General features: G+C 47.6%; 24 protein-coding genes and 2 pseudogenes. 10 read left to right on the top strand and 16 right to left on the bottom strand.

Going from position 1 to position 24,158, the window contains the following annotated elements; all coding sequences use genetic code 11:
* The 3 genes from B5F78_RS17040 to B5F78_RS03205 form a co-directional block, all read left to right on the top strand.
* Window positions 1-190, top strand: a 190-nt coding sequence (locus B5F78_RS17040) for a hypothetical protein (RefSeq protein ID WP_162608472.1), incomplete at its 5' end; no start/stop codon positions are given.
* 370 nt (window positions 191-560) lie between these two features.
* On the top strand, window positions 561-1,280 hold the full coding sequence (locus B5F78_RS03210) for a porin family protein (protein WP_225226284.1): 720 nt from the start codon (window positions 561-563) through the stop codon (window positions 1,278-1,280).
* 30 nt (window positions 1,281-1,310) lie between these two features.
* Window positions 1,311-2,519 carry a S41 family peptidase gene (locus B5F78_RS03205; protein ID WP_162608471.1) on the top strand — a complete coding sequence of 403 codons (1,209 nt, stop codon included), beginning with the start codon at window positions 1,311-1,313 and terminating at the stop codon, window positions 2,517-2,519.
* Window positions 2,520-2,579: 60 nt separating this feature from the next.
* On the opposite strand, the gene B5F78_RS03200 is transcribed toward B5F78_RS03205, so the two are convergent.
* On the bottom strand, window positions 2,580-3,140 hold the full coding sequence (locus B5F78_RS03200; protein ID WP_337959685.1) for a hypothetical protein: 561 nt from the start codon (window positions 3,138-3,140) through the stop codon (window positions 2,580-2,582).
* Between the two features lie 286 nt (window positions 3,141-3,426).
* On the opposite strand from B5F78_RS03200, the gene B5F78_RS03195 reads away from it, so the two are divergent.
* Entirely contained in the window at window positions 3,427-3,798 is a 372-nt protein-coding gene (locus tag B5F78_RS03195) for a winged helix-turn-helix transcriptional regulator (RefSeq protein WP_087213101.1), read from the top strand.
* 199 nt (window positions 3,799-3,997) lie between these two features.
* Entirely contained in the window at window positions 3,998-6,676 is a 2,679-nt protein-coding gene (locus B5F78_RS03190) for a TonB-dependent receptor domain-containing protein (RefSeq protein ID WP_443104364.1), read from the top strand.
* On the opposite strand, the gene B5F78_RS17035 is transcribed toward B5F78_RS03190, so the two are convergent.
* Complete coding sequence (locus B5F78_RS17035) at window positions 6,673-6,843, bottom strand: hypothetical protein (RefSeq protein ID WP_162608470.1); 171 nt, start codon at window positions 6,841-6,843, stop codon at window positions 6,673-6,675. The two genes, B5F78_RS03190 and B5F78_RS17035, sit on opposite strands and share 4 nt — an antisense overlap.
* 93 nt (window positions 6,844-6,936) lie before the next feature.
* On the opposite strand from B5F78_RS17035, the pseudogene B5F78_RS03185 reads away from it, so the two are divergent.
* Both B5F78_RS03185 and B5F78_RS17750 read left to right on the top strand, forming a co-directional pair.
* A pseudogene (locus tag B5F78_RS03185) lies at window positions 6,937-8,112 on the top strand (hypothetical protein); the annotation flags it as partial.
* 39 nt (window positions 8,113-8,151) lie between these two features.
* Window positions 8,152-9,186 (top strand): annotated as a pseudogene (locus B5F78_RS17750) (hypothetical protein); the annotation flags it as partial.
* Window positions 9,187-9,443: 257 nt separating this feature from the next.
* On the opposite strand, the gene B5F78_RS03180 reads toward B5F78_RS17750, so the two are convergent.
* A complete protein-coding gene (locus B5F78_RS03180) occupies window positions 9,444-9,794 on the bottom strand; it encodes a winged helix-turn-helix transcriptional regulator (RefSeq protein ID WP_021928858.1) in 351 nt (116 codons plus the stop codon).
* A 171-nt stretch (window positions 9,795-9,965) separates the two neighbouring features.
* Here B5F78_RS03180 and B5F78_RS03175 point away from each other — a divergent pair, with 171 nt between their 5' ends.
* Genes B5F78_RS03175 through B5F78_RS03165 form a run of 3 tightly spaced genes read left to right on the top strand, consistent with a single transcriptional unit; the run spans window position 9,966 to window position 11,538 of the window.
* A complete protein-coding gene (locus B5F78_RS03175; protein WP_021928857.1) occupies window positions 9,966-10,349 on the top strand; it encodes a nuclear transport factor 2 family protein in 384 nt (127 codons plus the stop codon).
* Window positions 10,350-10,361: 12 nt separating this feature from the next.
* Entirely contained in the window at window positions 10,362-10,901 is a 540-nt protein-coding gene (locus B5F78_RS03170; RefSeq protein ID WP_087405978.1) for a flavodoxin family protein, read from the top strand.
* Window positions 10,902-10,905: 4 nt separating this feature from the next.
* The gene (locus tag B5F78_RS03165; protein ID WP_021928855.1) at window positions 10,906-11,538 is read left to right on the top strand and encodes a flavodoxin family protein; all 633 of its coding nucleotides are present in this window, start codon (window positions 10,906-10,908) and stop codon (window positions 11,536-11,538) included.
* Window positions 11,539-11,675: 137 nt separating this feature from the next.
* Here the strand turns inward: B5F78_RS03165 and mobV are convergent, their stop codons facing one another.
* From mobV to B5F78_RS03100, 13 genes are all read right to left on the bottom strand, one after another.
* On the bottom strand, window positions 11,676-13,046 hold the full coding sequence (gene mobV, locus B5F78_RS03160; protein WP_087207703.1) for a MobV family relaxase: 1,371 nt from the start codon (window positions 13,044-13,046) through the stop codon (window positions 11,676-11,678).
* A gap of 160 nt (window positions 13,047-13,206) precedes the next feature.
* Complete coding sequence (locus B5F78_RS03155; protein WP_140400013.1) at window positions 13,207-13,536, bottom strand: hypothetical protein; 330 nt, start codon at window positions 13,534-13,536, stop codon at window positions 13,207-13,209.
* Between the two features lie 90 nt (window positions 13,537-13,626).
* Entirely contained in the window at window positions 13,627-14,820 is a 1,194-nt protein-coding gene (locus B5F78_RS03150) for a primase-helicase family protein (RefSeq protein WP_072530732.1), read from the bottom strand.
* A 295-nt stretch (window positions 14,821-15,115) separates the two neighbouring features.
* A complete protein-coding gene (locus B5F78_RS03145; protein ID WP_072530733.1) occupies window positions 15,116-15,487 on the bottom strand; it encodes a hypothetical protein in 372 nt (123 codons plus the stop codon).
* An 11-nt stretch (window positions 15,488-15,498) separates the two neighbouring features.
* The gene (locus B5F78_RS03140; protein ID WP_087405976.1) at window positions 15,499-16,695 is read right to left on the bottom strand and encodes a site-specific integrase; all 1,197 of its coding nucleotides are present in this window, start codon (window positions 16,693-16,695) and stop codon (window positions 15,499-15,501) included.
* A gap of 313 nt (window positions 16,696-17,008) precedes the next feature.
* Window positions 17,009-18,205, bottom strand: coding sequence for a multidrug effflux MFS transporter (locus tag B5F78_RS03135; protein WP_087405975.1), 1,197 nt, complete (start codon window positions 18,203-18,205; stop codon window positions 17,009-17,011).
* Window positions 18,206-18,412: 207 nt separating this feature from the next.
* Complete coding sequence (locus B5F78_RS03130) at window positions 18,413-19,777, bottom strand: ammonium transporter (protein WP_013618447.1); 1,365 nt, start codon at window positions 19,775-19,777, stop codon at window positions 18,413-18,415.
* Window positions 19,778-19,821: 44 nt separating this feature from the next.
* Window positions 19,822-20,178 carry a P-II family nitrogen regulator gene (locus B5F78_RS03125; RefSeq protein ID WP_013618448.1) on the bottom strand — a complete coding sequence of 119 codons (357 nt, stop codon included), beginning with the start codon at window positions 20,176-20,178 and terminating at the stop codon, window positions 19,822-19,824.
* Between the two features lie 74 nt (window positions 20,179-20,252).
* Complete coding sequence (locus B5F78_RS03120; RefSeq protein WP_022040779.1) at window positions 20,253-20,957, bottom strand: hypothetical protein; 705 nt, start codon at window positions 20,955-20,957, stop codon at window positions 20,253-20,255.
* Window positions 20,958-21,414: 457 nt separating this feature from the next.
* Complete coding sequence (locus B5F78_RS03115; RefSeq protein ID WP_087405974.1) at window positions 21,415-21,636, bottom strand: lipocalin family protein; 222 nt, start codon at window positions 21,634-21,636, stop codon at window positions 21,415-21,417.
* A 210-nt stretch (window positions 21,637-21,846) separates the two neighbouring features.
* Window positions 21,847-22,563, bottom strand: a complete 717-nt coding sequence (locus B5F78_RS03110) for an outer membrane beta-barrel protein (RefSeq protein WP_022040777.1) — start codon at window positions 22,561-22,563, stop codon at window positions 21,847-21,849.
* 21 nt (window positions 22,564-22,584) lie between these two features.
* Window positions 22,585-23,580: a TolB family protein gene (locus B5F78_RS03105; RefSeq protein ID WP_022040776.1), complete on the bottom strand. Its 996-nt coding sequence runs from the start codon at window positions 23,578-23,580 to the stop codon at window positions 22,585-22,587.
* Window positions 23,581-23,686: 106 nt separating this feature from the next.
* Complete coding sequence (locus tag B5F78_RS03100; protein ID WP_191763348.1) at window positions 23,687-23,896, bottom strand: XRE family transcriptional regulator; 210 nt, start codon at window positions 23,894-23,896, stop codon at window positions 23,687-23,689.
* Window positions 23,897-24,158 lie beyond the last annotated feature (262 nt).

The following is a 24,158-nucleotide window of genomic DNA, read 5'->3' as shown; positions in this document are numbered from 1 at the left end:
CTGTGATGAGGAAGATAGCGGGCTATCTGACGAAGAACAGGAGCGAAAAGGACCAAAAAATCGCCCAAAGCACACACGAAAACGGATACATCAAGACAAGAAAAACTTTCTGGAGAAATTCAAAACAGCTTCTAAGTTATCTGCGAATATTTTTTTGAAAAAAATGAGCGAATGTCTGTGGCTTTACTAAATTGCTTGTAGGGCAGACCTATATTTCTGTTCGTATGCATTCTGTAGATGCTTTTAGGTGAAGATATGGATTTTCCTTTACGGGAAAAGCTTTTTGCATGTGAGTGTAAATCAGTTGTTTAGGACAAAATAGACTATATGACTGACAAAATGAACCTTCTTGTCCGGCATATTTATGATTTGTTTCAAGAAGTTAGCTTATCTTTACGCAGTCAGCAAAAGACTAGCCTATGCATTATTATATATAGGTGTGGGGCGGTGTTTGCATTATTTTGTGCGTACTGGTAGAGAACTTGTTTCCGTATGGGAAGGTGGTTTGAGCCTGCATGCAATAATGCTTTTAATGGTTGTGATAAATTTTATGTAAATCTATGAGACAGAACAGATTCTTATTTTTACTTCTGTTTGCCGTGGTTGGGGTGTTACCTGTTGCGGCGCAGTGGCGTGTCGGTTTTCAAGCTGGTTATACGCACAATTCGCTGACCACGGAGTCCGGTTACTTTTATGACCGGCGTTATGTGGCTTTGGGTGGTTTCACGGCGGGTTTACCCGTGCAGTATGCTTTCAATGATTGGTTGGCTGTGCAGGCTGAGGTGTCCTATGTACAGAAGAACTACGGGATGCGTCGTTCGGGATTTTTTGAGCCGTTACACGAGGACATGACCAATCATTACTTGTCCGTGCCCGTATTTGCCCGTTTCTCCTTTGGTGGCAAACGGTTGCGCGGTTTCCTCGATGCAGGTTTTTATGCAGGCGGCTGGCTCTCCAGCCGGCGCGAGGGGACGACATTTGCTATGTTTTCTGAGCCTGAAGGTGTAGAAAATCCTTCTGACGTGAGTGACAATACTATTTTGTATACCTATGATGAGAAATATGCATTCGACTCCCGGCGTGACAACCGTTTTGAGGGAGGTGCCTTGGTGGGAGTCGGTCTGGAGTATCGCTTCACTCCCGTATGGGCAGTCGTAGCCGAATGCCGTTACCACCATAGCCTGAGCGATATGCAGAAAGACTATATGAAGGATCGCGTGCCGCGATACCTGAACACTTTCCTTTTCCAAGTAGGCGTACTGTTTACCTTGGGTGATTAATGAACCGATTATGATAAAAAGATGAATAAAATGAAAGCAAGGATACGTTTGATGGCCGGAGTGTTGATGGCCGTGTGTGTATTGGCCGCCTGTCGTGACGAAATGCCCGATATGCAGAATCCGCGGACTGATATAAATATTTATAATTGGTCGCAGTTGTTCGATGCCTATTGGTCGGGCATGAACTATAACTACGTGTTTTGGGACATCGACCCGACGGACTGGGATGCCGTGTATGACGAATACAAGCCCCAATTTGATGCGTTAGCGGACAAAGGTTTCAGCGATAAGGCAACGAATGAGGAAGCCTTCGGAATGTTGGAAGAGTTGTCTTCCGGATTGATTGACGGGCATTTCGGATTGACACTAACTCTTCCTTCGGATACAGTCCTTTATCGTCCGGCAGAGGGACGGAAAGAGCAGCGCCCTAATTATCATCCTTTTGATGAACAGACGCTGGAGGATTATGCAAATATGTTGTTAGGCTTGCACGATGCAGGCAGATTTTCTGACGCACGCTTGGTGTTGGCTCCAGAATCAGGCAATGCGCTTTATGCCAGTGGCATCTTGGACGAGGATATCGTCTATTTCCGTTTGTCGTCGTTCATGTTGACCGAACATGTCGGAACAGGTGATATCGTTGATCAGATAGTCGCGAACTATCACGACCTGTTGGACAACTATCCGACGGTCGAGGGGGTCATCATCGATGTACGCCACAATATCGGAGGTAATCTGTCGGATTTGCCGATAGTGTTGGGTAAGTTCGTGGATGAGGAGAAAATGTTGTTTTATACTCGTCAGAAAAATGGTCCCGGACGGTTGGATTACACGCCGTGGACTCCGGAAGTGTTGAAACCAACGGAGCGGAGCCGTGATTTGGATGTGCCTATAGTAGTGATGGCAGACATGAATTCTATCAGCATGGCCGAGATGACCACCCTAGCCGTGCTGGGCTTGCCTAAGGGTTGCTTCATTGGCGAACGGACCCATGGGGGAATAGGTACCATTGCGGCTGACAACATCGCATTTGATCAGTTTTATGGTGGCTATTTCAATATAAACGACATCCTGGAGGTATATACCACCATGACCATGATGAAGGACCTTGACGGTGTCAACCACGAGGGTGTCGGCATACCTCCCACCATTGAAGCGCCTTTCGATGGGGTTAATTTGCTTCAAGGCATTGACACCCAGTTGGAACGTGCCGTGGAGTATATCCATACGGGAAAATGATTATTGAGGGTGTATCAAAATATCATTTCTATTTTGATACACCCTCAAGCATTACATTTATTATTTGTAGAGTGCCTTACTCAATTCTTCCAGTCCGGCTTCTCCCGGCAGCCCGGGGAAAGCTTTCTTCATGTCGTCCGTAAAGGCTTGTGCCGTCTGGTTATTGCCGAGCACCTCTTTCATCTTTTTCAGATAGTCGATTTTGAACTCTACCGCATCGCGCTTTGCCGCACCTCCGTGTCCGCCGATGAACAGTTCCGCTCCCGATGCCAGTGACTTTTCCGCTTCTGCTATTTCCGCATCAATGGCAGCCGGAGAAGAAACCTGCAAATGGCTTACGTGTGCCTTTGCCGGAGTCCAGTGCGTATAATAAGCCTTGCCTCCTATCAGGATGCTTGCGCCCGGAAAATCGGATGTCGCTCCGTGGCGGAACTCGAACGGGACTCCTGCCCAAGTCTGCGTAGTGCCGAATGCCACTTCCGAAGCCTTGCCTGTAGGCATGTCGGTCAGGGCATCGCCGAAAGCCTGCGCGAATCCTTTCATCATGCCGCCATAGATTTCCCCTTTCGTAAATTGGGGCATTTTGGCAGATTGCGGGCACTCGCTATGTGTTTTCAACAAGCTTGTTTCTTGTATACAGTTAGTTTCATTCTACGTTCCACGGCGTGGAATGTATATTCCAGCCCATGGAACGTACATTCCAGCCCGTGGAATATATGTTCCGGCTGGTGGAATATAGAATATAGCTAAGTGCATGAAGGTTTTCAGTTATCGGTTCAATGAAATTATCTTGTCTTTTATAATAAATAATGTGGAGGATAAGGGCTGATTGCACCCATCCGATAAAAGCTTGCTACATAAAAGGAATTTGATTACTTTTGTAGAGTGAATTGAAAAGCAATATAATATGGATAGGACAATGATAGAAGATATGATGTTTCCGGATTGCCCGATACGGAACATCTTGGCAAGGCTCTGTGACAAATGGTCGCTTCTGGTTATATATACGCTGAACAAGGCGGGTAAGGAAGTCATGCGCTTCAAGGAGTTGCAGCGCGAAATCCCGGACATATCGCAGAAGATGCTGACCGTAACCTTGCGGACATTGGAGGAGGACGGCTATATTACCCGTACCGTCTATCCGGAAGTGCCTCCGAGGGTGGAGTATGCCCTGACACCGCGTACCCATTCGTTGCTTCCGCACATCAATGCGCTGATAAGTTGGGCGTTGGAGAACAAAGATGCCATTATCGAAGACAGGAAAAGAGTAAAGAAGTAAAACGCTTACATGTCCGTTTCCGGCATTCGGCCTTGTTCGGTATGCAGAGGCATACAACTTCTTCAATATTGTAATCTTATTGCAACGGACTTGTAAACGGAAAGTTATCCGATTGTCGTATACCTGTAAAAGGGAAGCTCTTTCTTTGCACTCGGTAAAAGTTTAGTAAAATAAGGTAATGAAAAGAGTTAGAAAATGGATGACTTCGGCTGTTCTCTTATCGATGTTTGCAGCCAATGTTTTTGCGGTTGAGGTAAATGTGAATGTAAAAGGTTGTATCAAGGACCAGAAATCGAAAGAACCTCTTATCGGGGCTACTATCCGGATTGTGGGAAGCAATATCGGAGCTGTAACGGATATAGACGGAAACTTCCAGCTGAAAGGGGTGGAAGACGGTATCTATGACATTGAAATTAAATATGTTGGTTATAAAACAACGGTCAAACGTCAGGTAAAGGTAGAGGATAACAAAGTGACCACACTCGATTTCGAGTTGGAACCCGATACACAAATGTTGTCGGATGTGGTGGTTGTGGCTAAGGCGAACCGCGAGTCGGAGAACGTTACTTTATTGGAGCAAAAGAAATCGGTGGTGGCAATTCAGTCGGTTGGCGCCCAGGAGTTATCCCGCAAGGGTGTGGGAGATGCCGAAGGGGCAGTTACCAAGATATCGGGCATTTCGAAACAAGACGGTGTGAAGAATGTGTTTGTCCGCGGATTGGGCGACCGGTATAACTTGACTACGCTGAACCGTTTTCCGATTCCTTCGGAAGATCCGGAGTACAAGAACATTGCGCTCGACTTCTTTTCTACCGATATTATCCAGTCGGTAGATGTCAACAAAGCTTTTTATGGCAACACGTATGCCGATGTGGCAGGTGCCAACATCAATATTTCTTCGAAAGAACTGGTAGGTTATGGTGAAATCAATGCCAGCGTGTCGGGCGGATTCAATACACAAAGTCTTTCTTCTGATTTCCTGAAGCTCGACGGGGTGAACGCCTTCGGATTTGCTGATAGCAAGCAGCCGGGCGATGATCTTTCTGTATACAACTTCCAGAACCGTTTGGACCCTTCGAAGAAAAGCGGGCTGGTGAACCAGAGTTATAGCATTTCGGGCGGAAAGAAATTTGATATCCACGACAATCCGCTTTCGTTCTACCTGATTGCCAGTCATAACCGCGATTATTCTTATTATGAAGAAGAAGTGCGCAATTCGATTACCACGGGTGAGCTTTCGCAGAATATGCTCGGAAAGAAGTCGAATGTGGAAACTTCGCAAGTCGTGATGGCAAATCTGAACTATCTGCATAATAACAAGCATGAATTGACTTACAATTTTATCATGTTGCACGCTTCGCGCGAATCGATGGGCGACTACTTGGGTATGGATGCCGATTACCAGTCTTCGGACACCTACGAAGGCTTCATGCGCCGCCAGCAGACCAATGACAACTTGCTTTTCGTCAATCAGCTGGATACCAAATGGGCGTTGGCGGATAAGCTCGACTTTAATGTAGGTGCCGCTTATAACATTATCAAAGGACTGGAACCTGACCGACGCATCAATAATCTGGTAAAGACCGACCGGGGTTATGTGCCGATGAAAGGTACAGGTATCCAGCAACGTTATTTCTCGGAACTGAATGAAGACGACCTGAATATCTGTGCGGGTTTTACTTATAAACTTCCCGATAACTTTTCACAGGAATCCAACATCCAGTTGGGCTATGCCGGACGCATTGTGGACGATAATTTTACAGCTACCGAGTATGATATGTCGGTAGTGCGCCAAGAGGTGTTTGATATCGACAATGTACAGTTTGATAATTATTATACGCAAGAGAATCTGGATAATAACTACTTTGTCCTCGACAAGAACGTAGACGAGTACACCGTGGATAAGAAAATCCATTCGGCATACGCAGAGGCTACCTACCAGTTTACCGAAGGGTTCATTGCCAACGTGGGTGTGAAGTATGATAAAGTGAATATGGATGTAGATTATAATGTGAACCGTGGCGGAACGCAGGGAAGCCAGTCCATCAACAAAGACTATGTGCTGCCCAGCCTGAACCTGCGTTACAATTTCAATGACAAACATTCGCTTCGTCTGGCGGCAAGCAAGACTTATACTTTGCCTCAGGCGAAGGAGATTTCTCCGTTCCGTTATGTAAACGTGACGTTCAATAGCCAGGGTAATCCCGATTTGCAGCCTTCGGATAACTACAACGTAGATTTGAAATGGGACTGGTATCTTTCGTCCGGCGAACTGATTTCGGTGACCGGATTTTATAAATACATCAAAAATCCGATTTCACGTATCGAGATTGCCAGTGCCGGCGGATTCCTTTCGTATGAAAACATAGCCGACCATGCTACGGTAGCCGGTGCGGAAATTGAGATACGGAAAGATTTGTTCTCTCATCCGATGCAGGACGGAGGGTTGCAGAAGCTGAGTTTCGGTGTGAATGGTGCTTATACTTACACTTGTGCGAAAGTGCCTCTTGCCACCGACCCGACCGGTTCCCAGTTGGAAGGCGCGGCTCCCTGGCTTGTCAATGCCGACCTGACTTACTTGGTGCGTAAAGGAAGCAATTCATTTACCAATGCATTGGTGTTCAATTATTTCAGCGACCGTCTGTACACCATCGGTACACAAGGATACCAGGACATTGTAGAAAACGGGATTCCGACCCTTGACTTTGTATCTTCGGCTAAGATTGGCGAGCACTTTACCATCAGCCTGAAAGCGCAAAACTTGTTGAACTCCGTTCATCAGCTGACACGTAAAGGAAATGCAACGAATGAAGAGGTGGTGTTAAGCAAGTACCGCAGAGGAATCGATTTCAGCCTTGGGGTGGCATGCACGTTCTAAGAAGCTGTTTTGAATTTCTCCAAAAAGTTTTTCTTGGCTTGATGTATCCGTTTTCGTGTGTGCTTTGGGCGATTTTTTTGTCCTTTTCGCTCCTGTTCTTTGTCAGATAGCCCGCTATCTTCCTCATCACAGAAGCGGAAATGCCTCAAAAACTCATCCCAAATCATCGCACGATAAATTCAAAACAGCTTCTAAGTCTGCTTGGAAAAATATAATCAGAACAATAAACCAAACTATAATTTTAACCAAATTATCGAACAATGAAAAAGTTTTTCTTAAATGCGATGTTGTTTGCCGCATTGGCAAGCAGTGTATCACTGACTTCTTGTAGTGACGATGACGATCCTCAAGGCGGAGACCAAGGCGGAGGTGAAGAACCTACAGAAACCGTTGAGCTTTCGGGTAATGTGGAAGGAACGATGACCTTGGATGCCAATACGGAATATCTTTTGACTGGTACGCTGACTGTACCCGATGGCGCTGTTCTTGAAATTCCTGCCGGAACTACCATCAAGGCACAACAGGGCTTCGACAAATACATCATCGTGGCACAGGGCGGACGCATCAATGCCCAAGGTACGGCACAGGCTCCCATCGTGTTTACGGTAGACGATGAAAGCAAGGCTGAGCCGGGCTATTGGGGCGGTTTGATTATCAATGGTAAGGCTCCTATTTCAGGTCCTGCAGGAAGTACCGCTACCGGTGCTACCGAGGTGGACAACAACATGGCTTACGGAGGAAGCAATGCTGCCGACAATAGCGGAACATTGCAATACATCGAATTGTGGTACACCGGAGCGCGCTCAAGTGCAGACATCGAGCACAACGGTTTGACCTTGAACGGTGTAGGTAACGGTACTACCATTAACAATGTATATATTGTAGAAGGTGCCGACGATGCTATCGAGTTCTTCGGAGGTACAGTAAATGTAAGCAATTTGCTTGCTGTAAACTGTGATGACGATATGTTCGACTTTACTCAGGGGTATTCCGGTACCTTGTCTAACTGCTACGGCATTTGGGAAGAAGGTTTCACCAGCACCGAAGAAGACCCGCGCGGTATCGAAGCCGATGGTAACTTGGACGGAAACGGTGCCGACCATACGCCGCAATCAGACTTTAAGGTAGAAAATATGACCATTGCCAACTTCTCTGCAAGCCAGGCTATGCAGGATGCGATAAAAGTTCGCCGTGGCGCTACGGCACACATCACCAACGCTTTGGTAATGGGTACAGGTGCTGTTGAGAACTTGATTGACCTGAACGATGGCAAAGGCGGTGCAGGTGAAGGTACTGAAATGAGCGTAACCAACCAGTTGGAATCTGTTACTACCGATGGTGACCTGAACGCTGAAGGCACATACGAAGGTGTGGTTATCGAAGCTGGAAATACGGGTGCCAATACCAGTGCACTGTCATGGACAGGCTATCAGTTCCCGGGCGAAACCGAAGCTCCGGAACCTGCTACGGCAACCCTTTCAGGCGATATCGCTTCGGATATGACTCTCGATGCAAATACTGAATATACACTCGAAGGTGCTGTAGTAGTGAAAGAAGGTGCTACGCTGACCATCCCTGCCGGATTGACCATCAAGGCAAAAGAAGGTTTTGGCAATTACTTGCTGGTAGAACGTGGCGGTAAGATTATGGCAGAAGGAACTGCTGAGGCTCCCATCACCTTTACGGCAGAAGATGAAGCCAATGCCGGACCGGGTTACTGGGGAGGATTGATTATCAACGGTTATGCCCGTATCTCAGGCGTAGAGGGAACTGTAACCGAAGGTGCTACCGAGATTGATAACAACCAACCCTACGGAGGCGATGACAATGCCGACAATTCGGGCGTATTGCGTTATGTCAAGCTGCTTTATACCGGAGCGCGTTCGAGTGCCGATATCGAGCACAACGGACTTACACTGAATGCAGTAGGAAACGGAACGGTGATTGAAAACATTTATATTGCTGACGGTGCCGATGATGCCATCGAATTCTTCGGAGGCTCGGTAAACGTAACCGGACTGCTTGCCGTAAACTGCGATGACGATATGTTCGACTTCACTCAAGGCTATTGCGGTACGCTGAAGGACTGCTACGGACGTTGGGAAGCCGGATTCACCAGCACCGAAGAAGACCCGCGTGGTGTAGAAGCTGACGGAAATCTGGACGGAAACGGTGCAGACCACGCTCCGCAATCCGACTTCACCATCGAGAACATGACTATCGAAAACTTGTCTGAAGCAGCCGAAATGGTAGACGCTATCAAGATTCGCCGGGGTGCGAAGGCTACCATTACCAATGCGTTGGTCATCGGTACGGGTGCGGTAGATGACTTGGTTGACTTGACCGATAGCAAGGGCGATGCACAGGCGACTACAACTATCTCTGTAACCAATGAATTGACTTCGACGCTTACAGGCGATGAAATACACGGAACAGGTGAGGTTACCGTAGCCGATGGCAATACCGGAGCTTCTGCCGACCTCTTCGGATGGACAGGATACCAATTCTGAAAATTATCCACATTCTCGTAAGGAGGATTGTCACGTAAAAAAACGCGGAGAGCATACAACCAACAAGCTCTCCGCGTTTCTTTTGTCGTAAAAAACGATATTGAAATAGGAATATATTAAAAATAAGCTACTTATAAGCATTTCTCAAAAAACGAGGTAATGACTTGGAAACAGTCACAAATTCTGCAATATGCGGTAAATTTCTGTCAAACAACTCTTGTCTTAGCGCAAAGATACGGAAAAGCAACCAAATTCTATTACCGTTTCCCATATTTCTTTTCAAATAATTCTGTATTCTTCTCTCCCCATGCAATCATAGCATCGATGATGGGAATAAGCGTCATCCCCAACGGAGTGATAGCATACTCCGAACGAGGAGGCAGTTCAGGGTAGATGGTCTTCGATACGAGCCCGTCCTCTACCAGTTCCTTCAGTTGCAAGTCGAGCACACGAGGCGTGGCTTCGGGAAATATCTTGTGCAATTCACTGGGACGCAGGGCACGGTGGCGCAGTTCGTCCAAGATGCATGACTTCCACTTGGAATCAATCAGGCTCATGGTCAGCCGCAAGGGACAGTCCAAATCTACGGGTATCTTTCTTTCGTACATGGTTTTATCTTTATTGAATGTTACGCCTGCAAAGGTAAGGATAATATATCGTAACGGGTATATACCGAATAATTTTTCAGTATATGAATAATTTTTCGGTACTTGTGCAAACTGGAGGAATCACCTACCTTTGTAGCATCAAAACAAGATAATCAATTAAACATTAGCATCATGAGAGCAAATATCGAAGAGTACAAGGCAGTGGAAGAAGCTGCCATGAAGTTTGTGAAAAGTGTGGCAGAAGGCAACAGCAAGTATGCCCGCGAATTGTTTATTGACGAAGCCGTCTTATTCGGCTACTTGGACGGGAAGCTGGAGCACGGCAGCATCGAGCAGTTCTACCACAATGTGGACACCGTAGGCGCAGGCGATGACTTCAAGGCACGCATCGACGTGGTGGACGTAGAAGAGACCCTCGCCGTGGTGCGCGTGCTGGAAGAGAAATGGGGAGGCCGTATCGACTTCACCGACTACCTGCTGCTGATGAAGATGGACGGCGAGTGGCGGTGCGTGGCGAAGGCGTACAATCAGAATTCGAATACCATTCAAAAGTAAGGAGGAAGCGTCATGAAGATAACAGTTATTACGGGAAGTCCACGCAAGCATGGCAACAGCTTTGCCATGACGGACGCATTTATCAGGGAAGCGGAGACACTCGGCCACACGGTGCGACGATTTGATGCCGCACTGATGAAGATAGGCGGTTGCCGTGCCTGCCAGACCTGCTTCAAGACGGGCAAGGCTTGTTCGTTCGACGACGATTTCAACCTTATCGCACCTGCCATTATGGAAGCCGATGCTGTTGTATTCACCATGCCAACCTACTGGTATTCCATCCCGGCACAGATAAAGGGTGTGATTGACCGCCTGTTTTCATTCGTGGTGGGCAGAAAGGATATCGCCGGAAAGAAATGCGGACTGATAGCCTGCTGCGAAGAAAACGACGTGACGGTAATGGACGGCATCCGTATGCCGCTGGAACGTTCTGCCGCTCTGCTGAAATGGGAGATGGCTGGCGAAGTGCTTATTACCGGAGTATTGAACGAAGGTGACATCAACAAGACGGACGGCTGCAAGCAAGCGGCTGAACTGGCGCATAAATTCTGAACGTATGAAGGTATTGTTGATTAATGGCAGCCCGAATCAAACGGGCTGCACCTATACCGCCCTGCACGAAGTGGAAACCACCTTGCAGGCAAACGGCATTGAGACGGAATTGCTGTATTTAGGCAAGAAGCCCATAGCGGGCTGCATCGCCTGTGGAGCCTGCATGAATACAGGACATTGTTTCCGCGACGACCTCGTGCAAGAGATACAGAAACGGCTGGATGAATTTGATGCCATCGTCATCGGTTCTCCGGTTTATTACAGTGCACCAACGGGGCAACTCGTTTCGTTCCTGAACCGCCTGTTCTTCGCCACGGAGAACCGCATGGCGGGCAAGCTCGGCGCATCAGTAGTATCGTGCCGCCGTGGTGGAGCCTCTGCCACCTTCGAGCAATTGAATCAATATTTCACTATTGCGAATATGCCTATCGTAGCATCGCAATACTGGAACTCGGTACACGGCTTCACACCCGACGATGTGCGCAAGGACAAGGAAGGCTTGCAGACCATGCGCATCTTGGGGCAAAATATGGCGTGGTTGCTAAAGTGCATTGAAAGCGGACGGAAGAACGGCGTTCGCAAGCCGGAATATGAACCGAGAATGCGGACGCACTTCATCCAAGACAAATATGAATAACCAAACTTAACAAGAAAACTTATAGATTTTTGAGTAGAGGATGTTTCCTGTCCGATTTTGAATTTAACCAATGGGAGGATAGCAAGCGGTTTTGGTCTGCCCCAAACACAAACTTGCTACCCTCCCGTTGGCATCGTTTATAATCTCATGCCCTTGTCTCTCCTAAGCGGCTTAACAGTCCTTTTAATGGATGAGAACAGCCTGCCAAACTGTTCCTTGAACCATTCGCCAATCAGTTGCCCATTGATGGCAAGCGCAAGTTTGGATTTGTCTTTCGGGTCTTTCACCACTTGGAAGCCTGCTTCCTCGGTCGTGAACTTCCGCCTGTGCTCCTCCGAATAGAGTTCGCCCTCATAGAACAACGGCTTGCCGCTGATGAGCGTGGCGGTCTGCCGCTCGTTGAAGCCGACTTTAAGGCAGAATTTCTCCATGTACACCAACTCTTGGAACAGCGGAAACCATTTCTTGGCTTTTTGGATGATGGATTTCAGGAATGACACTTCCCTTTGGTGTTCCGCTTCCTTGTCCGCCATTTCTCTGCGGTGCTTGGCTTGCAGTTCCATCAGTTGACGGCTGTGTTCATCCTGCTGCCGCTGCATCTGTTGTTGCAACAACTCGATGCTTTCGTCACGGGCTGCAACCTCATTTTGCAGGGTGCGGTTGTCGGCTTCAAGTTCTTTCAGCTTGCCGCTTCCCAAAAGAGAACCGACCTTTGCCACAAGTGCCGTTTTCGCTTCGGTCTTGGCGGCTTCCAGCTTCTCCGACTTGATTTCCTTCCTGACTTCGGCAAGCAGCCGTTCCGCTTGTTTCTGTTCGGTCTGCAACTGCCTTACGTTGGTTTCAAGCTCTCCCGTCTGCCGTTTCAAGTCACGGTAGTATTGGGCTGTGGTGGTATGCCGTGCCTCTGACCCACGTATGCCACGATGCAAGCCGTACTTTGCCATCGCTTCAGCATAGCTATCGTGGTAGGCAACAAGCCGTTCACGGGTCAAGAGGTCATCTGCGCACAGGCGCACGGCGTTGGCTTTCTTGCGGTAGGTGCGTTTGCCCTCCGCTTGCTTCTTCCTCGCTTTCCTGCGCTCTCCCGTCACTATCGGAACGACCGTGGCATGGATATGTGGAGTGTGTTCGTCCATGTGCAGCACTGCCGAAACGGTGTTCTCCCTGCCGAACGTGCGGTGCAGCCATTGCAGGTTGTCATCGCACCATTCGGATAGTCTACCCTCGTCTTGTACTTTCACCATATCCTCATGCGTACCTGAAAGCACGATGCGGATTGCCCTCACTTGGTCGGACGTTATCTTACGCCTGATGCCAGCCGTGCGGATGCGGTGGCTTATCGCTTCGGTACGGTCTGCCACGCCATCGGGGAATTGCACCAGTTCACGGTTGAGATGGGTGCGTGTGGGGTCTGTGTTCTTGGGCGTGGTCTTGCGTTCTATGTGGTCGGATGCGCCCGTGTCAGCCGACCCTTTCGCCTTGTTGATTTGAATGCTTATGTATCCCATGTTCGTTTCTTGTTTTTGAGGTTCTACAAACTTGTTTGTCAATGTTCGTCCGCCTGCGGTCATGCCGCACAGGACAAACGGGGGTGTCCAGAGGGGTGCAACCCCATTGGCTCATCAGGGTGTTTTTAGCATGAGCGAAGCGGTGCGTGAAGAAAACGCCCTAATGAGCTATGGCTTTTTGTTTCCCAAAAGCCTGCGGTGGTGTCAGCGGTGATGTTGGCGGACATTGGTTGCTTTTTCTTTTCGCCAGCGACATCGGCTTTCCCTTGTCGGTCAGCAGGACGGAAGTCCGTCCGACCAGCCTACGGATGGCGATATTCACCTTTGTTGCTTTCCCGGCGGACTTGATGAGGGGTGAAAATCCGATGAATTGATGATTGGATAGTCTAATATACTGACAACTAATGCAATAACCTTTCATCAGCGTTTCATCAAACCGCTCGCCAAAAGAAAAGTGATGTGTGAGGCTGCATCCGCTTTCTCTTTTCATCAGCCAAATACTTTTGTTGAGGGTTTGATGAGCATGTAAGTCGCTGTTATTTTTTATGTTTACATATACTTTCATCATTTCATCAAAATATCAGAGTGTTTCCAACTGCACTTTGCTTACCGTATAGTAGCGTCCAATCCGTCTGACAGGTGAATAGTGACATTCGTGGTTGTAATCGTATTGGTAGGTGGTGTAAGAAAGCGAATTGGATACAGGAGCCAGCTTCCAGCATTCCTGCACCACTTTCCGAACCTGCGACTTCTCCACCTTGACTTGCGAGCAGACAAGCAACGGGATAATGTCATTGAGGCAAAAAGAAACAGAACTGACACCCGTGCTTGCCATGATGTCGAGCAGCAGTTCCGCCATCTCTATCTCCAAACGGTTGCGGTTGCTTCGGATAATCTTCCGCAAGGCATCTGTTTCCAGCTGCTTCGGGTTGAACCACATGCGGCTTTCTTTCTCGGTGGAGAGTTGCCTGTGTTGCAGGAAATGGAGAAAAGCTGGGATTTCCGCTTTCAGCTTTTGCAGGAAGTCTGTATCGTCATTCTTGAGCGGCACAATTTTCCGCACCCAATAGCGTGTCTCGCCAATGTCAATGATGACGGGCAGATGCTCGTTGTTGGAACACAACACGAACTTTGCGAAGAAGCCTATCTCGTCACGGTCTTTTCCTTTCGCCTCTACCTTGTAGGAAAGCGTGGTACTGAGATTCTTCAAACGCTCGCTGTCCTCACGGCGGTTGAGCAATACCTCGTCCACCATGATGAGCAGCTTGCCAGCCCAGTCGGAATTGAACTGGCTGCGGAAGTCCTCGTTGGTATTGAACGTCACGTTGTTTTGGAATACGGCTTTCAGGAAGTTCAGGAACGTACTTTTGCCCGTATTCCGTTCTTCGGACACGAGCAGGAGGATGGGGAGTTTCTGAACGGGATAGAGGTAGAGCAGCTGCAAGTAGTCCATGCCCAACTCGTACTGTTCGCCGAAGATGTGTTCCACCAACGAGCGGATGCAGGGAAAGTCGCCCTCCTGCGGCTGGTGGTTTATCGGCTCGTAGAGGTTGAGGAACTTGCCGACAACGGGCTGGTAGCCCACATGGTCGGGTACGGTGCAGAAGCCGTCATACTTCGGGACACTTGCCATGTAATCCTTGCCGTAGTCCTGCCGCAGGGTCTCGGAGTTCCATGCGATGCGCTTTCTCACATAGCCGCCGTCAATGCGGGGCTGGTCCACAATCTTGTAAAGCGTTGTGCCTACTCGGATGAATGTTTCTTTCTTTTCCATGTTTCAAATATAGGTTTTAGTGCCGCCGACACCCTGTCGGCAGGCGGATTAAACATGGCTGCAAAGCTACGGCATGACGGTTAAAACCTTGATACGTAAAACTATGCAGAACGGCGCAAAAGAAACCGACAAACAAGAAAATGCAGCGAAACGGGCAATGCCAGCCATCAAAAGGTGAAAAGAAAAAGCCCGAAGAAGCAAAACCGCACTTCTTCGGACTGATATGATAGTGGTATGGATGTGTAACCACACAGGCGTATTGACGAATGGATATATTGACGAATAATCGCACCCATTAACATTTACATGGCTGTCTGTCGCTTAACGAAAGCCACAGCATTTGTCTGTCTTTTCGCAAGCACATCCTTTCCAAAAGGGCATTGCGCACCCTTGCGGCATTGGGTGTGTTGATATGGAAGGCAAGTGCAACGACCATTGGCAGGGCATACGCTTCCGCATAATAGCCATTAGGCAGCCTGATACGCGTTTCCACCTCGCAAGATTTCAACACTCCGCTCTTATACACGGATCGGACGGTGGCACGGAGTGTAGGAACGATTACATTGAAAAGTTCCACCAGTTCCATTTCGCTCATCCATACGCTGGCGGCATCGGACGGTACAGCAACCCTGCCGTACTCGTCCATCGTGATTGTTGTCCGTTTCATACCCTGTGCGTTTATATGGCGAAACGTCCGCTTACCTTGCTCTCGAAATCGGATATGTCGTTTTCAAGTTTTTTGTTCGTCACTTTCGCGTAAATTTGCGTGGTGGTGATATTGGTATGTCCTAAAATCTTGCTCACGCTCTCTATCGGCATACCGTAATTCAATGCCAAAACAGCGAATGAATGGCGGCTCAGATGGAATGAAACCGTCTTTTCTATACCGCATCTTTTAGCTATTTTCTTGATGCGCTTGTTCACCATGTCAAGCGAGCCGATATTGAACAGCCGCTTGTCAGTCCTGAACGCTTCATGCCGCTTGATAATCTGCATCGGGATGTCCATCAACTTGATTTGGAACGGTACGCCCGTCTTTTGGCGTTTCGACACAATCCACGATGCACCATTCATTTCAATGATGTTGTCGGTGGTCAGGTTCTTGATGTCCGTGAACGAGATTCCCGTCCAACAACCGAACAGGAACAGGTCTCTTGCCAATGCAAAGTTGGGATTGTCCAGCTTGATTGCACTCAACGCCTGAATTTCATCCTCCGTGAGAAAGCCACGCTCCTTGTGGTTAGGGTCAAGATGGTACATCGCAAACGGGTTTCTCGCTATCTTCCCGTTATAGTGGGCTGCGGTGACGATGTGTTTCAACGGTATGGAGTATACACACACGGATGATTGTTCCAGCCCGACTTCGTTGCGCAGGTACAGGCAGTAGTCACGGATGAAGTCCTCGGTCAGTTCGTTCATCGCTATGTCCGTCCGCTTGTATTTCTTCTTGATAAACTCCGCAACATATCTCCTGACAATGACATATTTCAGATATGTGCGTTTGGAACGGTCTTTGCCCACCCGTTTGGCGAATGCCTCGTTCTCCTTATCAAAGGCACGCAACAATGTTTCATACTCCGTGCCTACACCTTGATAGGCATTGCGTACCATTTCTGCCGTGACAAACGCCTCACGGTCGGAAAGCCGCTGGTAGTGCTTCGTTATCTGCGCCTTGATGTTGTCAAGGGCATAATTGACCGCCACCGCCTCTCGGCTCTTGCCTTTCGCCCCATCCCAAAGTTCTTTTGAGATGCTCTGTTTGCAACTGAACTGTGCGATAGTCCCGTTGATTGTAACCCGTCCCATGATGGGGACAATTCCGTTCTTCTCTTTGCTTCCGTTTACATAAAAAACGGTCTTGAATGTACTCCTCATAATCCTTGCTTTTTGTTTGGTGCAAAATTAGTTTACGGGAGTTGTAAAGGCAGAATGTAAACCTACGCAGAACGCAGAAATAGAGACCGTTAGTGTTAAATGTGCATCAGGTGTCGGGTAATGATTTGGAAGTGCATCTATTTCTGCAATCTGCCTAAATCCGTTTTCCCGACCTTATGCCAATTTGTTCCATCCAAAGTCAAACTCTCTGACTGTCAGCGAGAATACTCAAATTTGCTTTATTCTGCGTTTTATCCTATTATTTTGTCGTAAAATCAGATACTTTTGTCATCCAGTACGATTTTTTTCGGTATTACTTGCCGCATGCTACAGCAACCTTACGTCTTATCAGTCTGCGCATGGGGATACGGGCACATGTGAAAGCCCCCAGTGAGCTTGCGGTAAATACGATACCCGTAGAAAGCATGATGTCGCCGATACCCACCAACGGAGAAACAATGCCGCCAAAAGCAAAGCCTAACGCACCCAATACCGCGGATGCCGTTCCGGCATGTTGGCGTTCGGCGTTCATGGCTAAGGTGTTGGACGATGTGAATGTCAGCCCCAGCATCACCAACAGGCAGAGCAACAATGTTTCGTAAATCCAAAAGCTGCACGAGGAACCCATCGCTGCCAGCAGGAGGATGGAAACGGCCAGCATGCCCTGGCTTCCGCGATAGAGTACCAGCTCCGGATGGCGGAACCTGACAGATAATGCCGCCGAGAAGACAATTGCCAGCGCATTGGCGCCGAAGCATACGCTGAACGTCATCGGCGAGAAGCCATAATGTTCTTGCATGATAAACGGGGCGGACGATATGTTGGCGAATAACACGCCCTGGGCAAACCCGAACTGCAGGATGTAGCATAAGTACTGGCGGTTACGCAAGACCGCGCCGAAACCGCGGAACACATCTGCCCAGTCTGTTTTTCTCCGGTTAGCTGCCGGAAGTGACTCGGTCAGGTGGAAGCTGCCTGCCAGAAGCAGGATGCCTATGCAGAACAAGCACCAGAAAATGCCTTGCCAGCCGATGCTTTCCGCCAGCATCCCTCCTCCCATCGGAGCAGCTACCGGAGCCACTCCGTTGATGGCGCCTATGATGCCTAACATCTTTGCCAGTTCGCGTCCGGCATATTTGTCGGCGGCTATCGAGCGCGATATCACAATCCCGCTTGCCCCGGCTATCCCCTGCACCAGCCGCCAGCCTACAAACTGCAGGGCGGTCTGCGAATATACGCATCCCAGCGTAGAAATCAGGAACAGAAACATGCCGGCAATCAGCAACGGGCGTCTCCCGTACTTGTCGCTCAGCGGTCCGAAGAACAATTGTCCCGCCGCCAGGCCTATCATGCTGGCGGTCAAGCCCAGTTGGACCATCGAAGAAGATGTGTGAAAAAAATCTGCCATCTCGGGGAAAGTAGGCAGATACATATCGGTGACAAACGGCCCGAAGGCGGTAAGCATACCCAAAAAGATTAAAATAAATACACGTGAGTTTTGTCTAGCCATAAATTATCCTTTCTTTTACCGCTGCAAAAGTACCAAAAATGTCGCGTGTACCTCTCTTGTTTGTCACACCCTTTGGCATAAAAAAACATTCTATAACAATATGAGGGGAACGGGCTTTCCCAAGCATGCAGAGGACACAGAACTCCGAGGCTTGTGCGAAGCCTTGGAATTCTGTGTGCCCTTAAAACCAATTCTCCTTGTCAGCTATCAATGATTGTAAGCCGACTCGCCGTGTTCGTAGATGTCAAGCCCTTCTTCTTCTACGCGCTTGTCTACGCGGAGCCCGATGGTAGAGTCTACTATCTTGAACAGGATGAAGGTAATGACCGCGCTGAACACGATAGATACCACGGTTGCTACAATCTGAACCCAAAGCTGGTGCCAGTCGCCGTAGAGAGCGCCTTGAACGCCGTCTTCGCCCGAGATGAAGCGGGTAGCGAATACACCGGTCAGGATAGAACCGATGATACCGCCTATGCCGTGTACGCCGAACGCATCGAGTGCATCGTCATACTTGAATTTCGGCTTGACCGCAGCTACCATGAAGAAGCATACTATCGGCGTGATGATACCGATGCAGAACGCGCCCAGCAGGTCTACCGTGCCTGCCGCCGGAGTGATTGCCACCAGTCCGGCTACGGCTCCCGTACAGGCGCCGATGGTGGTGGGTTTCTTGTTGCAGAGCCAGTCGATGACCATCCACGTGATAGCCGCCATAGCCGTTGCCACATGGGTTACGAGGAAGGCGTTTGCGGCAAGCCCGTCGGCGGCAAGCCCGCTTCCGGCATTGAAGCCGAACCATCCCAGCCACAGGAACGAAGTGCCCATGAAGACGAAGGTCACGTTATGCGGCGTAATGGGATGCCCTACCTTATAGTCCATGCGCTTGCCCAGCATAATCGCCATGATTAATGCCGAAATCCCGGCATTGATGTGCACCACCGTACCTCCGGCAAAGTCGATGGCTCCCATTTGCTGCAGGAAGCCTCCGCCCCATACCCAGTGTGCCATCGGGAAGTAGGCAAGGATTACCCACAACGTGATGAACACGATATAGCCCGAAAACTTGATACGTTCGGCAAAGGCACCCAATATCAGCGCGGGGGTGATGATGGCAAACATGCACTGGAACATCACGAATACCAGTTCGGGAATGTTGCCCGCGGTCAGCGTATCCAGGGTGATGCCGTGGAGGAACGCCTTGTCGAATCCGCCTATCACACACGCCAGCGGGTTTCCAGACTCGGCAAAGCTGGTATCGAACGCCCAGCTATACCCGAAGGCTATCCATAAGATGCTGACCACGCCTACGATGAAGAGGGTTTGCATAATGACACTCAATACATTCTTCTGGCGCACCAAGCCGCCATAGAACAGGGCAATGCCCGGAATGCTCATCAATAACACTAAGATGGAAGAGGTCAGAATCCACGCTGTATTGCCCGAATCGAGTGCGGGCATATCCGCTCCGCTTGCCTCCTGTGCCAGCAGGGAAGGCGTGGAAATCAAAAGCATAAGAATCGCCGCGGCATACCTCATCCAGCATCTGCCGCCTTTTGTATATGTATCCATAATAAAATCTCGTTTAGATATTGTATTTGTATGACTTATGTGGCTTATTTCTCTTGTTCGGCGTTATAGAGCGCAATGTCCCCCCGTTCGCCGGTACGGATGCGGATGGCGTCCTCTACCGGGATGACGAAGATGCGCCCGTCGCCTATCTCGCCCGTCTGGGCGGCTTTCAGTATCGCCTGGATGGTTTTCTCTACATTCTTTTCGCGCACCACGATGGAGAGCAGGATGCGCTCTATCGAGCTTGTGTCGTACACCACGCCGCGGTAAATACGGCCTTCGCGGGTCTTTCCTACGCCCCGCACGTCGTAATAGGAGAACCACTCGATGTCAGCATCCAGCAATGCTTGTTTCACATCGTCGAACCGTGTTCTCCGGATAATCGCTTCAATCTTTTTCATCTTGTATTTGTATTTTGTAGTTAGTACTTTGCCAGAAATGTTATCCCTCAATCTTTTACCTCTCGTTTATCCTATCAAAAACTTAAGCCTGCCACGAAATAGGCGCCTTCTGTTGCCGGGTTCCATATCGCCTGCGCAAAGACGGGAAGGGTCCACGAATCGGTGATTTTCAGTTCCTTGGTGGCTTTAATGCCTACCTCGCTCACGGCAAATCCGTTCTTGCCTCCGTTGTAGAAATCGTTCTCCCAGGGCGTGGCGCCTACCGTGGCTTCCCAGTCAAGCCCGCCCAGACGGAAAGGAGCCGAAAGGGCGATGTATGAAGCATACGCGCGGTCGCCGTCCGAATTATACCCTACATTGCCGGCGAAATTGGTGTACCAGTTTACGGCAAGCACGCCGAAATCATATCCCACTTGCGCCTCGAACGTGTGGTTCGTGTCGTGTGCTCCGTAATGGAAATACGCCGGCCCGTTGTTGAACCAATAGTCCGTTACAGATACGCTGAACCCGCCGATGCCATACCCCAGCGTAAGGTCGAACTCTTTCGTATCTGACTTCTCGAACCCTACCGACCCCCAAGCCGAGAGCGAGAACCCTTTGTAGGCGATGGAGAGCGAGGGTTGGATGCTGACATTCCCCAAATCTTGCCCGCGCCAGATATATCCGCTCACCAGGTCGGCTCCCACACTTGCTTCCACTTTGTCTTGTGCCATCAGCACTGCTGGAGATAGTATTGCAACTGCAATCCATGCTCCTCCTTTTTTAAGTAATCCTTTCATAGTTTCCTGATTTAATCATTCATACCATTTAAACTAACACATTTACAGTTGTTATCCCGGATAAACATCTTTTTGTTTTATTACACTGCAAATTTATGTCTTTTTGTTTTTGTTTTAAGCTGAATGAGTGCACTTTTTAAGCATAATAGCTTGTTGTGTTTTAAATTGAAAGGATTTTCTATATAATGTGTTGCAAAATGAAAAATATTTTGATGAATTGTGGACGAAATGAAATCAAATAAAGATTTAATGTAAGTAAAAAGATTCAGTATTCCTTGTTTTGTTTTCTTTTTGCTTCTTGTGGGTGAGATTTTGTGTGCAAAAAGAAATGTCAGAAACTGTTTTGAATTTATTGTGTACTGATTTGGAATATGTTTTTGAGAACCCTTCACGACCTTCCATTATGGGGGGAGGCTGGGAAGGGATGTAATGAGGAAGATAGCGGGTTGTTTGTTTTTTACCTGTTTCCCATATTTATTCGTCGGTAAGTTTCCGGGTCATCATGAGCTATCCCTTCTTCGTCCAATTCGTCAAGAATCATTGTGTCGGATGTTAATTCAACAATTAGAAAAGCTTCCTCATAATTACCGTATTCGTCTGTCCATGAAATATACAAACGGTCTCCATTTAGATAGTAAGTGCCATACTCATCTTCAGAAACAACCTGTCTATCGCTCATAAATATCCATATGCGGGAAGTATGAATTTCAGATTGCCATGCGCCTACAATCGAACTTTCAAGGTCATTATCATCATCCGATCAGCTTACTGCCATCAATGCCATAACAGTAAATAGCCAAAATAATCGAATTGTTTTCATAAGTATTAAGATTAAAGAAGGTGTGCCGAAATAGGATTTGGCACACCTTACTCTTTGTTTGGTTTATTATCAGAAGTTTAGTCCCAATGTAATGGAAGTGGTTGCGAATTTTGTTTTTTCGGCTATCTCGTTGAAGTCGGTTCCATATTCTACTCCTACATGTAGTACACGGTAATCAAATCCTACACCAAGATGCCAGCCGGCTTGGAAGCGTCCCCAAGCTTCGTTGTCCATATCGTCATCGTCAAACAAATTCCAATCTTCCGAATCTGTATTACCGTCATAACTTATCTCGTATTTGTTTTTACCAAGCAAATTAATGCGAAAATCCAATCCGAAATAAGGACTGATAGAAAAATCATCTGTGATGTTGAACCGATACAATAAATTTACAGGAATATTCAGCGACAACATGTTGTATTTGTCAGAATAGCTGGCTTCATATCCGCCATAAGAATCAGATTCTTCGTCCTTATAGCTTCTGTACTGAACGCCTGCACCTACCTCCATGTACAAGGGTAACTTTTGGGTAAGCCCGAAGCCTCTTAACCAACCAACGGTCAATCCTTTGAATTTTATATCATCCGCATCGTCATAATCAAATTTCAACTTTGAAGGATTGTACGATACATAGATGCGATTCCATCCGCTAGTCTTTACGGAAGTGACATCAAATGAACTGCTGTTTGATGTGCTACTGGATGTGCCTGAATTAACGAACTGTGCAGAAGCACTGGTTGCCAAGCCTATAAAAGCCAACAACACAAATAACTTAAACTTTTTCATGATACATAAATTTAAAAGGTATTAGTAATTAAAGTTCATTCGCCAGATATTGGCTGTACCTGAGGTACTTCCACGTTGGGAAATAAAATAGATGTATTTCCCGTCTCTGCTCCATACGGGGCTGAGGTCATCGGCGGCATGGTAGGTGAGTTGTGTCATGTCCGTGCCGTCTGTTCTTGCTACAAATATGTCGGTATTCAAATAAGTGAATGTCCCTGATGTTATTTTGCTGCTTCCTACAAACAACAGCCATTTCCCATCGGGTGAAATTATTGGAGAAGTGAAACTTCGTTCGGGGTCAGAGATAATGCATTCCTCTGTGCCTGTATGATAATTTATTTTCCATATTTCGCTTTTTCCTGCTGCATTGGGACGGGTACATACAAATGCTTGTTCTGATTTTACAGGATACGGATTCATGCCACTGGTGAATGTTGAAAGGAAATTGTTTTGTACATTATAACTCCAGATACTGACACTTTTCAGCTCTTGTCTGGCAAAGAATATTTGTGTCATGTTTGTTGAATAAACGGGGGAATAATCTTGACTTCCACTGGTGATTTGCCGACACACATATCCCTCTTTGGCATCGGTGCGGAATATCTGGTTTGTTCCCCCGCGAGTTTCTGAAAAACAAATGTATTTTCCATCGGGTGAATAAGAAAAGTCCAGCACAGCCGAACGATTGGTTCGTTGTACAGAACCTCCTTGTTTGTTTAAATCTTTTATAAAGATGTTGGTCGTGTTGTTGCGTGCTGAAAGATAGGCGATATGTTGCCCGTCGGTTGAAGTGTCTAATATGCGATTGGAGAGCCAGTCAATGCGTTTGTTCCCGTTCCGTTTTACGATGGGCATACATACACAATCGGCATCTGATGTGATACGGATGAATTGGTTACTGGATTCTTCTGGAACTGAAACTACGGAGTAGTCTACTTGTTGTGCTTGGATATATCCGCCGAATCCGGTGAAAATGCATATGCCTGTCAATATAATTTGCTTTACTTTGTTGTTCATATTTTGTGTGTTTGACTGTTTAGATATACAAAGAAAAAAATATATATTAACAAAATGAAGTAAAAGTGTCCCCAATAAGTGTATATGTTTATATATTGGGGACATTTTACTTTAATTCATTCGAATAGCAGGCAAAGAAATCGTGCTTTAATAAAATGGAAATGCGCAATAACAAATCAGTGTCGATGGATTTCTTGTCGTATATTTTGTATACATTTGTTCTGCAATACGACAATTCTCTGGCCAGCCAAGATACTGTTTTTCCTTGTTTGTCCATTTCTTGTTTGATGAGTTGACCGATATGCATTGTTTTCATATATAATTAAGGTATAACAAAAATATAGGTAAACATTAAAAAAGATATGGGAATCTGTTTTCCGGTTTGTCTTGTTTCTTGAGAGTTTGCGTTATTCCCTTAGGAAAAGACAAGTATGAATGTCTTCATTCCGGAAAGATTGACATATCTTCATTTTGTTATCTTTTATCAGTTATGTTTTGCAATTATACTCTGCGCGGTATGGATTTGTGCATTTTTGTTGATGTTGTCACAGAACACAAGGGCTCATAGGCAACACTGC

Source organism: Bacteroides sp. An279, assembly GCF_002159615.1.
GTDB lineage: Bacteria > Bacteroidota > Bacteroidia > Bacteroidales > Bacteroidaceae > Phocaeicola > Phocaeicola intestinalis.
The sequence above is the reverse complement of the archived record's forward strand: the minus strand, read 5'-3'. Positions and strand labels throughout refer to the sequence as shown.

What these genes read in the sequence shown, in the direction of transcription:
- B5F78_RS03210 (WP_225226284.1), top strand. Translation starts at nt 561, where the DNA reads ATGAGACAGAACAGATTCTTATTTTTACTTCTGTTTGCCGTGGTTGGG.
- B5F78_RS03205 (WP_162608471.1), top strand. Translation starts at nt 1,311, where the DNA reads ATGAAAGCAAGGATACGTTTGATGGCCGGAGTGTTGATGGCCGTGTGT.
- B5F78_RS03195 (WP_087213101.1), top strand. Translation starts at nt 3,427, where the DNA reads ATGGATAGGACAATGATAGAAGATATGATGTTTCCGGATTGCCCGATA.
- B5F78_RS03190 (WP_443104364.1), top strand. Translation starts at nt 3,998, where the DNA reads ATGACTTCGGCTGTTCTCTTATCGATGTTTGCAGCCAATGTTTTTGCG.
- B5F78_RS17035 (WP_162608470.1), bottom strand. Translation starts at nt 6,843, where the DNA reads ATGATTTGGGATGAGTTTTTGAGGCATTTCCGCTTCTGTGATGAGGAA.
- B5F78_RS03180 (WP_021928858.1), bottom strand. Translation starts at nt 9,794, where the DNA reads ATGTACGAAAGAAAGATACCCGTAGATTTGGACTGTCCCTTGCGGCTG.
- B5F78_RS03175 (WP_021928857.1), top strand. Translation starts at nt 9,966, where the DNA reads ATGAGAGCAAATATCGAAGAGTACAAGGCAGTGGAAGAAGCTGCCATG.
- B5F78_RS03170 (WP_087405978.1), top strand. Translation starts at nt 10,362, where the DNA reads ATGAAGATAACAGTTATTACGGGAAGTCCACGCAAGCATGGCAACAGC.
- B5F78_RS03165 (WP_021928855.1), top strand. Translation starts at nt 10,906, where the DNA reads ATGAAGGTATTGTTGATTAATGGCAGCCCGAATCAAACGGGCTGCACC.
- mobV (WP_087207703.1), bottom strand. Translation starts at nt 13,046, where the DNA reads ATGGGATACATAAGCATTCAAATCAACAAGGCGAAAGGGTCGGCTGAC.
- B5F78_RS03155 (WP_140400013.1), bottom strand. Translation starts at nt 13,536, where the DNA reads ATGAAAAGAGAAAGCGGATGCAGCCTCACACATCACTTTTCTTTTGGC.
- B5F78_RS03150 (WP_072530732.1), bottom strand. Translation starts at nt 14,820, where the DNA reads ATGGAAAAGAAAGAAACATTCATCCGAGTAGGCACAACGCTTTACAAG.
- B5F78_RS03145 (WP_072530733.1), bottom strand. Translation starts at nt 15,487, where the DNA reads ATGAAACGGACAACAATCACGATGGACGAGTACGGCAGGGTTGCTGTA.
- B5F78_RS03140 (WP_087405976.1), bottom strand. Translation starts at nt 16,695, where the DNA reads ATGAGGAGTACATTCAAGACCGTTTTTTATGTAAACGGAAGCAAAGAG.
- B5F78_RS03135 (WP_087405975.1), bottom strand. Translation starts at nt 18,205, where the DNA reads ATGGCTAGACAAAACTCACGTGTATTTATTTTAATCTTTTTGGGTATG.
- B5F78_RS03130 (WP_013618447.1), bottom strand. Translation starts at nt 19,777, where the DNA reads ATGGATACATATACAAAAGGCGGCAGATGCTGGATGAGGTATGCCGCG.
- B5F78_RS03125 (WP_013618448.1), bottom strand. Translation starts at nt 20,178, where the DNA reads ATGAAAAAGATTGAAGCGATTATCCGGAGAACACGGTTCGACGATGTG.
- B5F78_RS03120 (WP_022040779.1), bottom strand. Translation starts at nt 20,957, where the DNA reads ATGAAAGGATTACTTAAAAAAGGAGGAGCATGGATTGCAGTTGCAATA.
- B5F78_RS03115 (WP_087405974.1), bottom strand. Translation starts at nt 21,636, where the DNA reads ATGAGCGATAGACAGGTTGTTTCTGAAGATGAGTATGGCACTTACTAT.
- B5F78_RS03110 (WP_022040777.1), bottom strand. Translation starts at nt 22,563, where the DNA reads ATGAAAAAGTTTAAGTTATTTGTGTTGTTGGCTTTTATAGGCTTGGCA.
- B5F78_RS03105 (WP_022040776.1), bottom strand. Translation starts at nt 23,580, where the DNA reads ATGAACAACAAAGTAAAGCAAATTATATTGACAGGCATATGCATTTTC.
- B5F78_RS03100 (WP_191763348.1), bottom strand. Translation starts at nt 23,896, where the DNA reads ATGAAAACAATGCATATCGGTCAACTCATCAAACAAGAAATGGACAAA.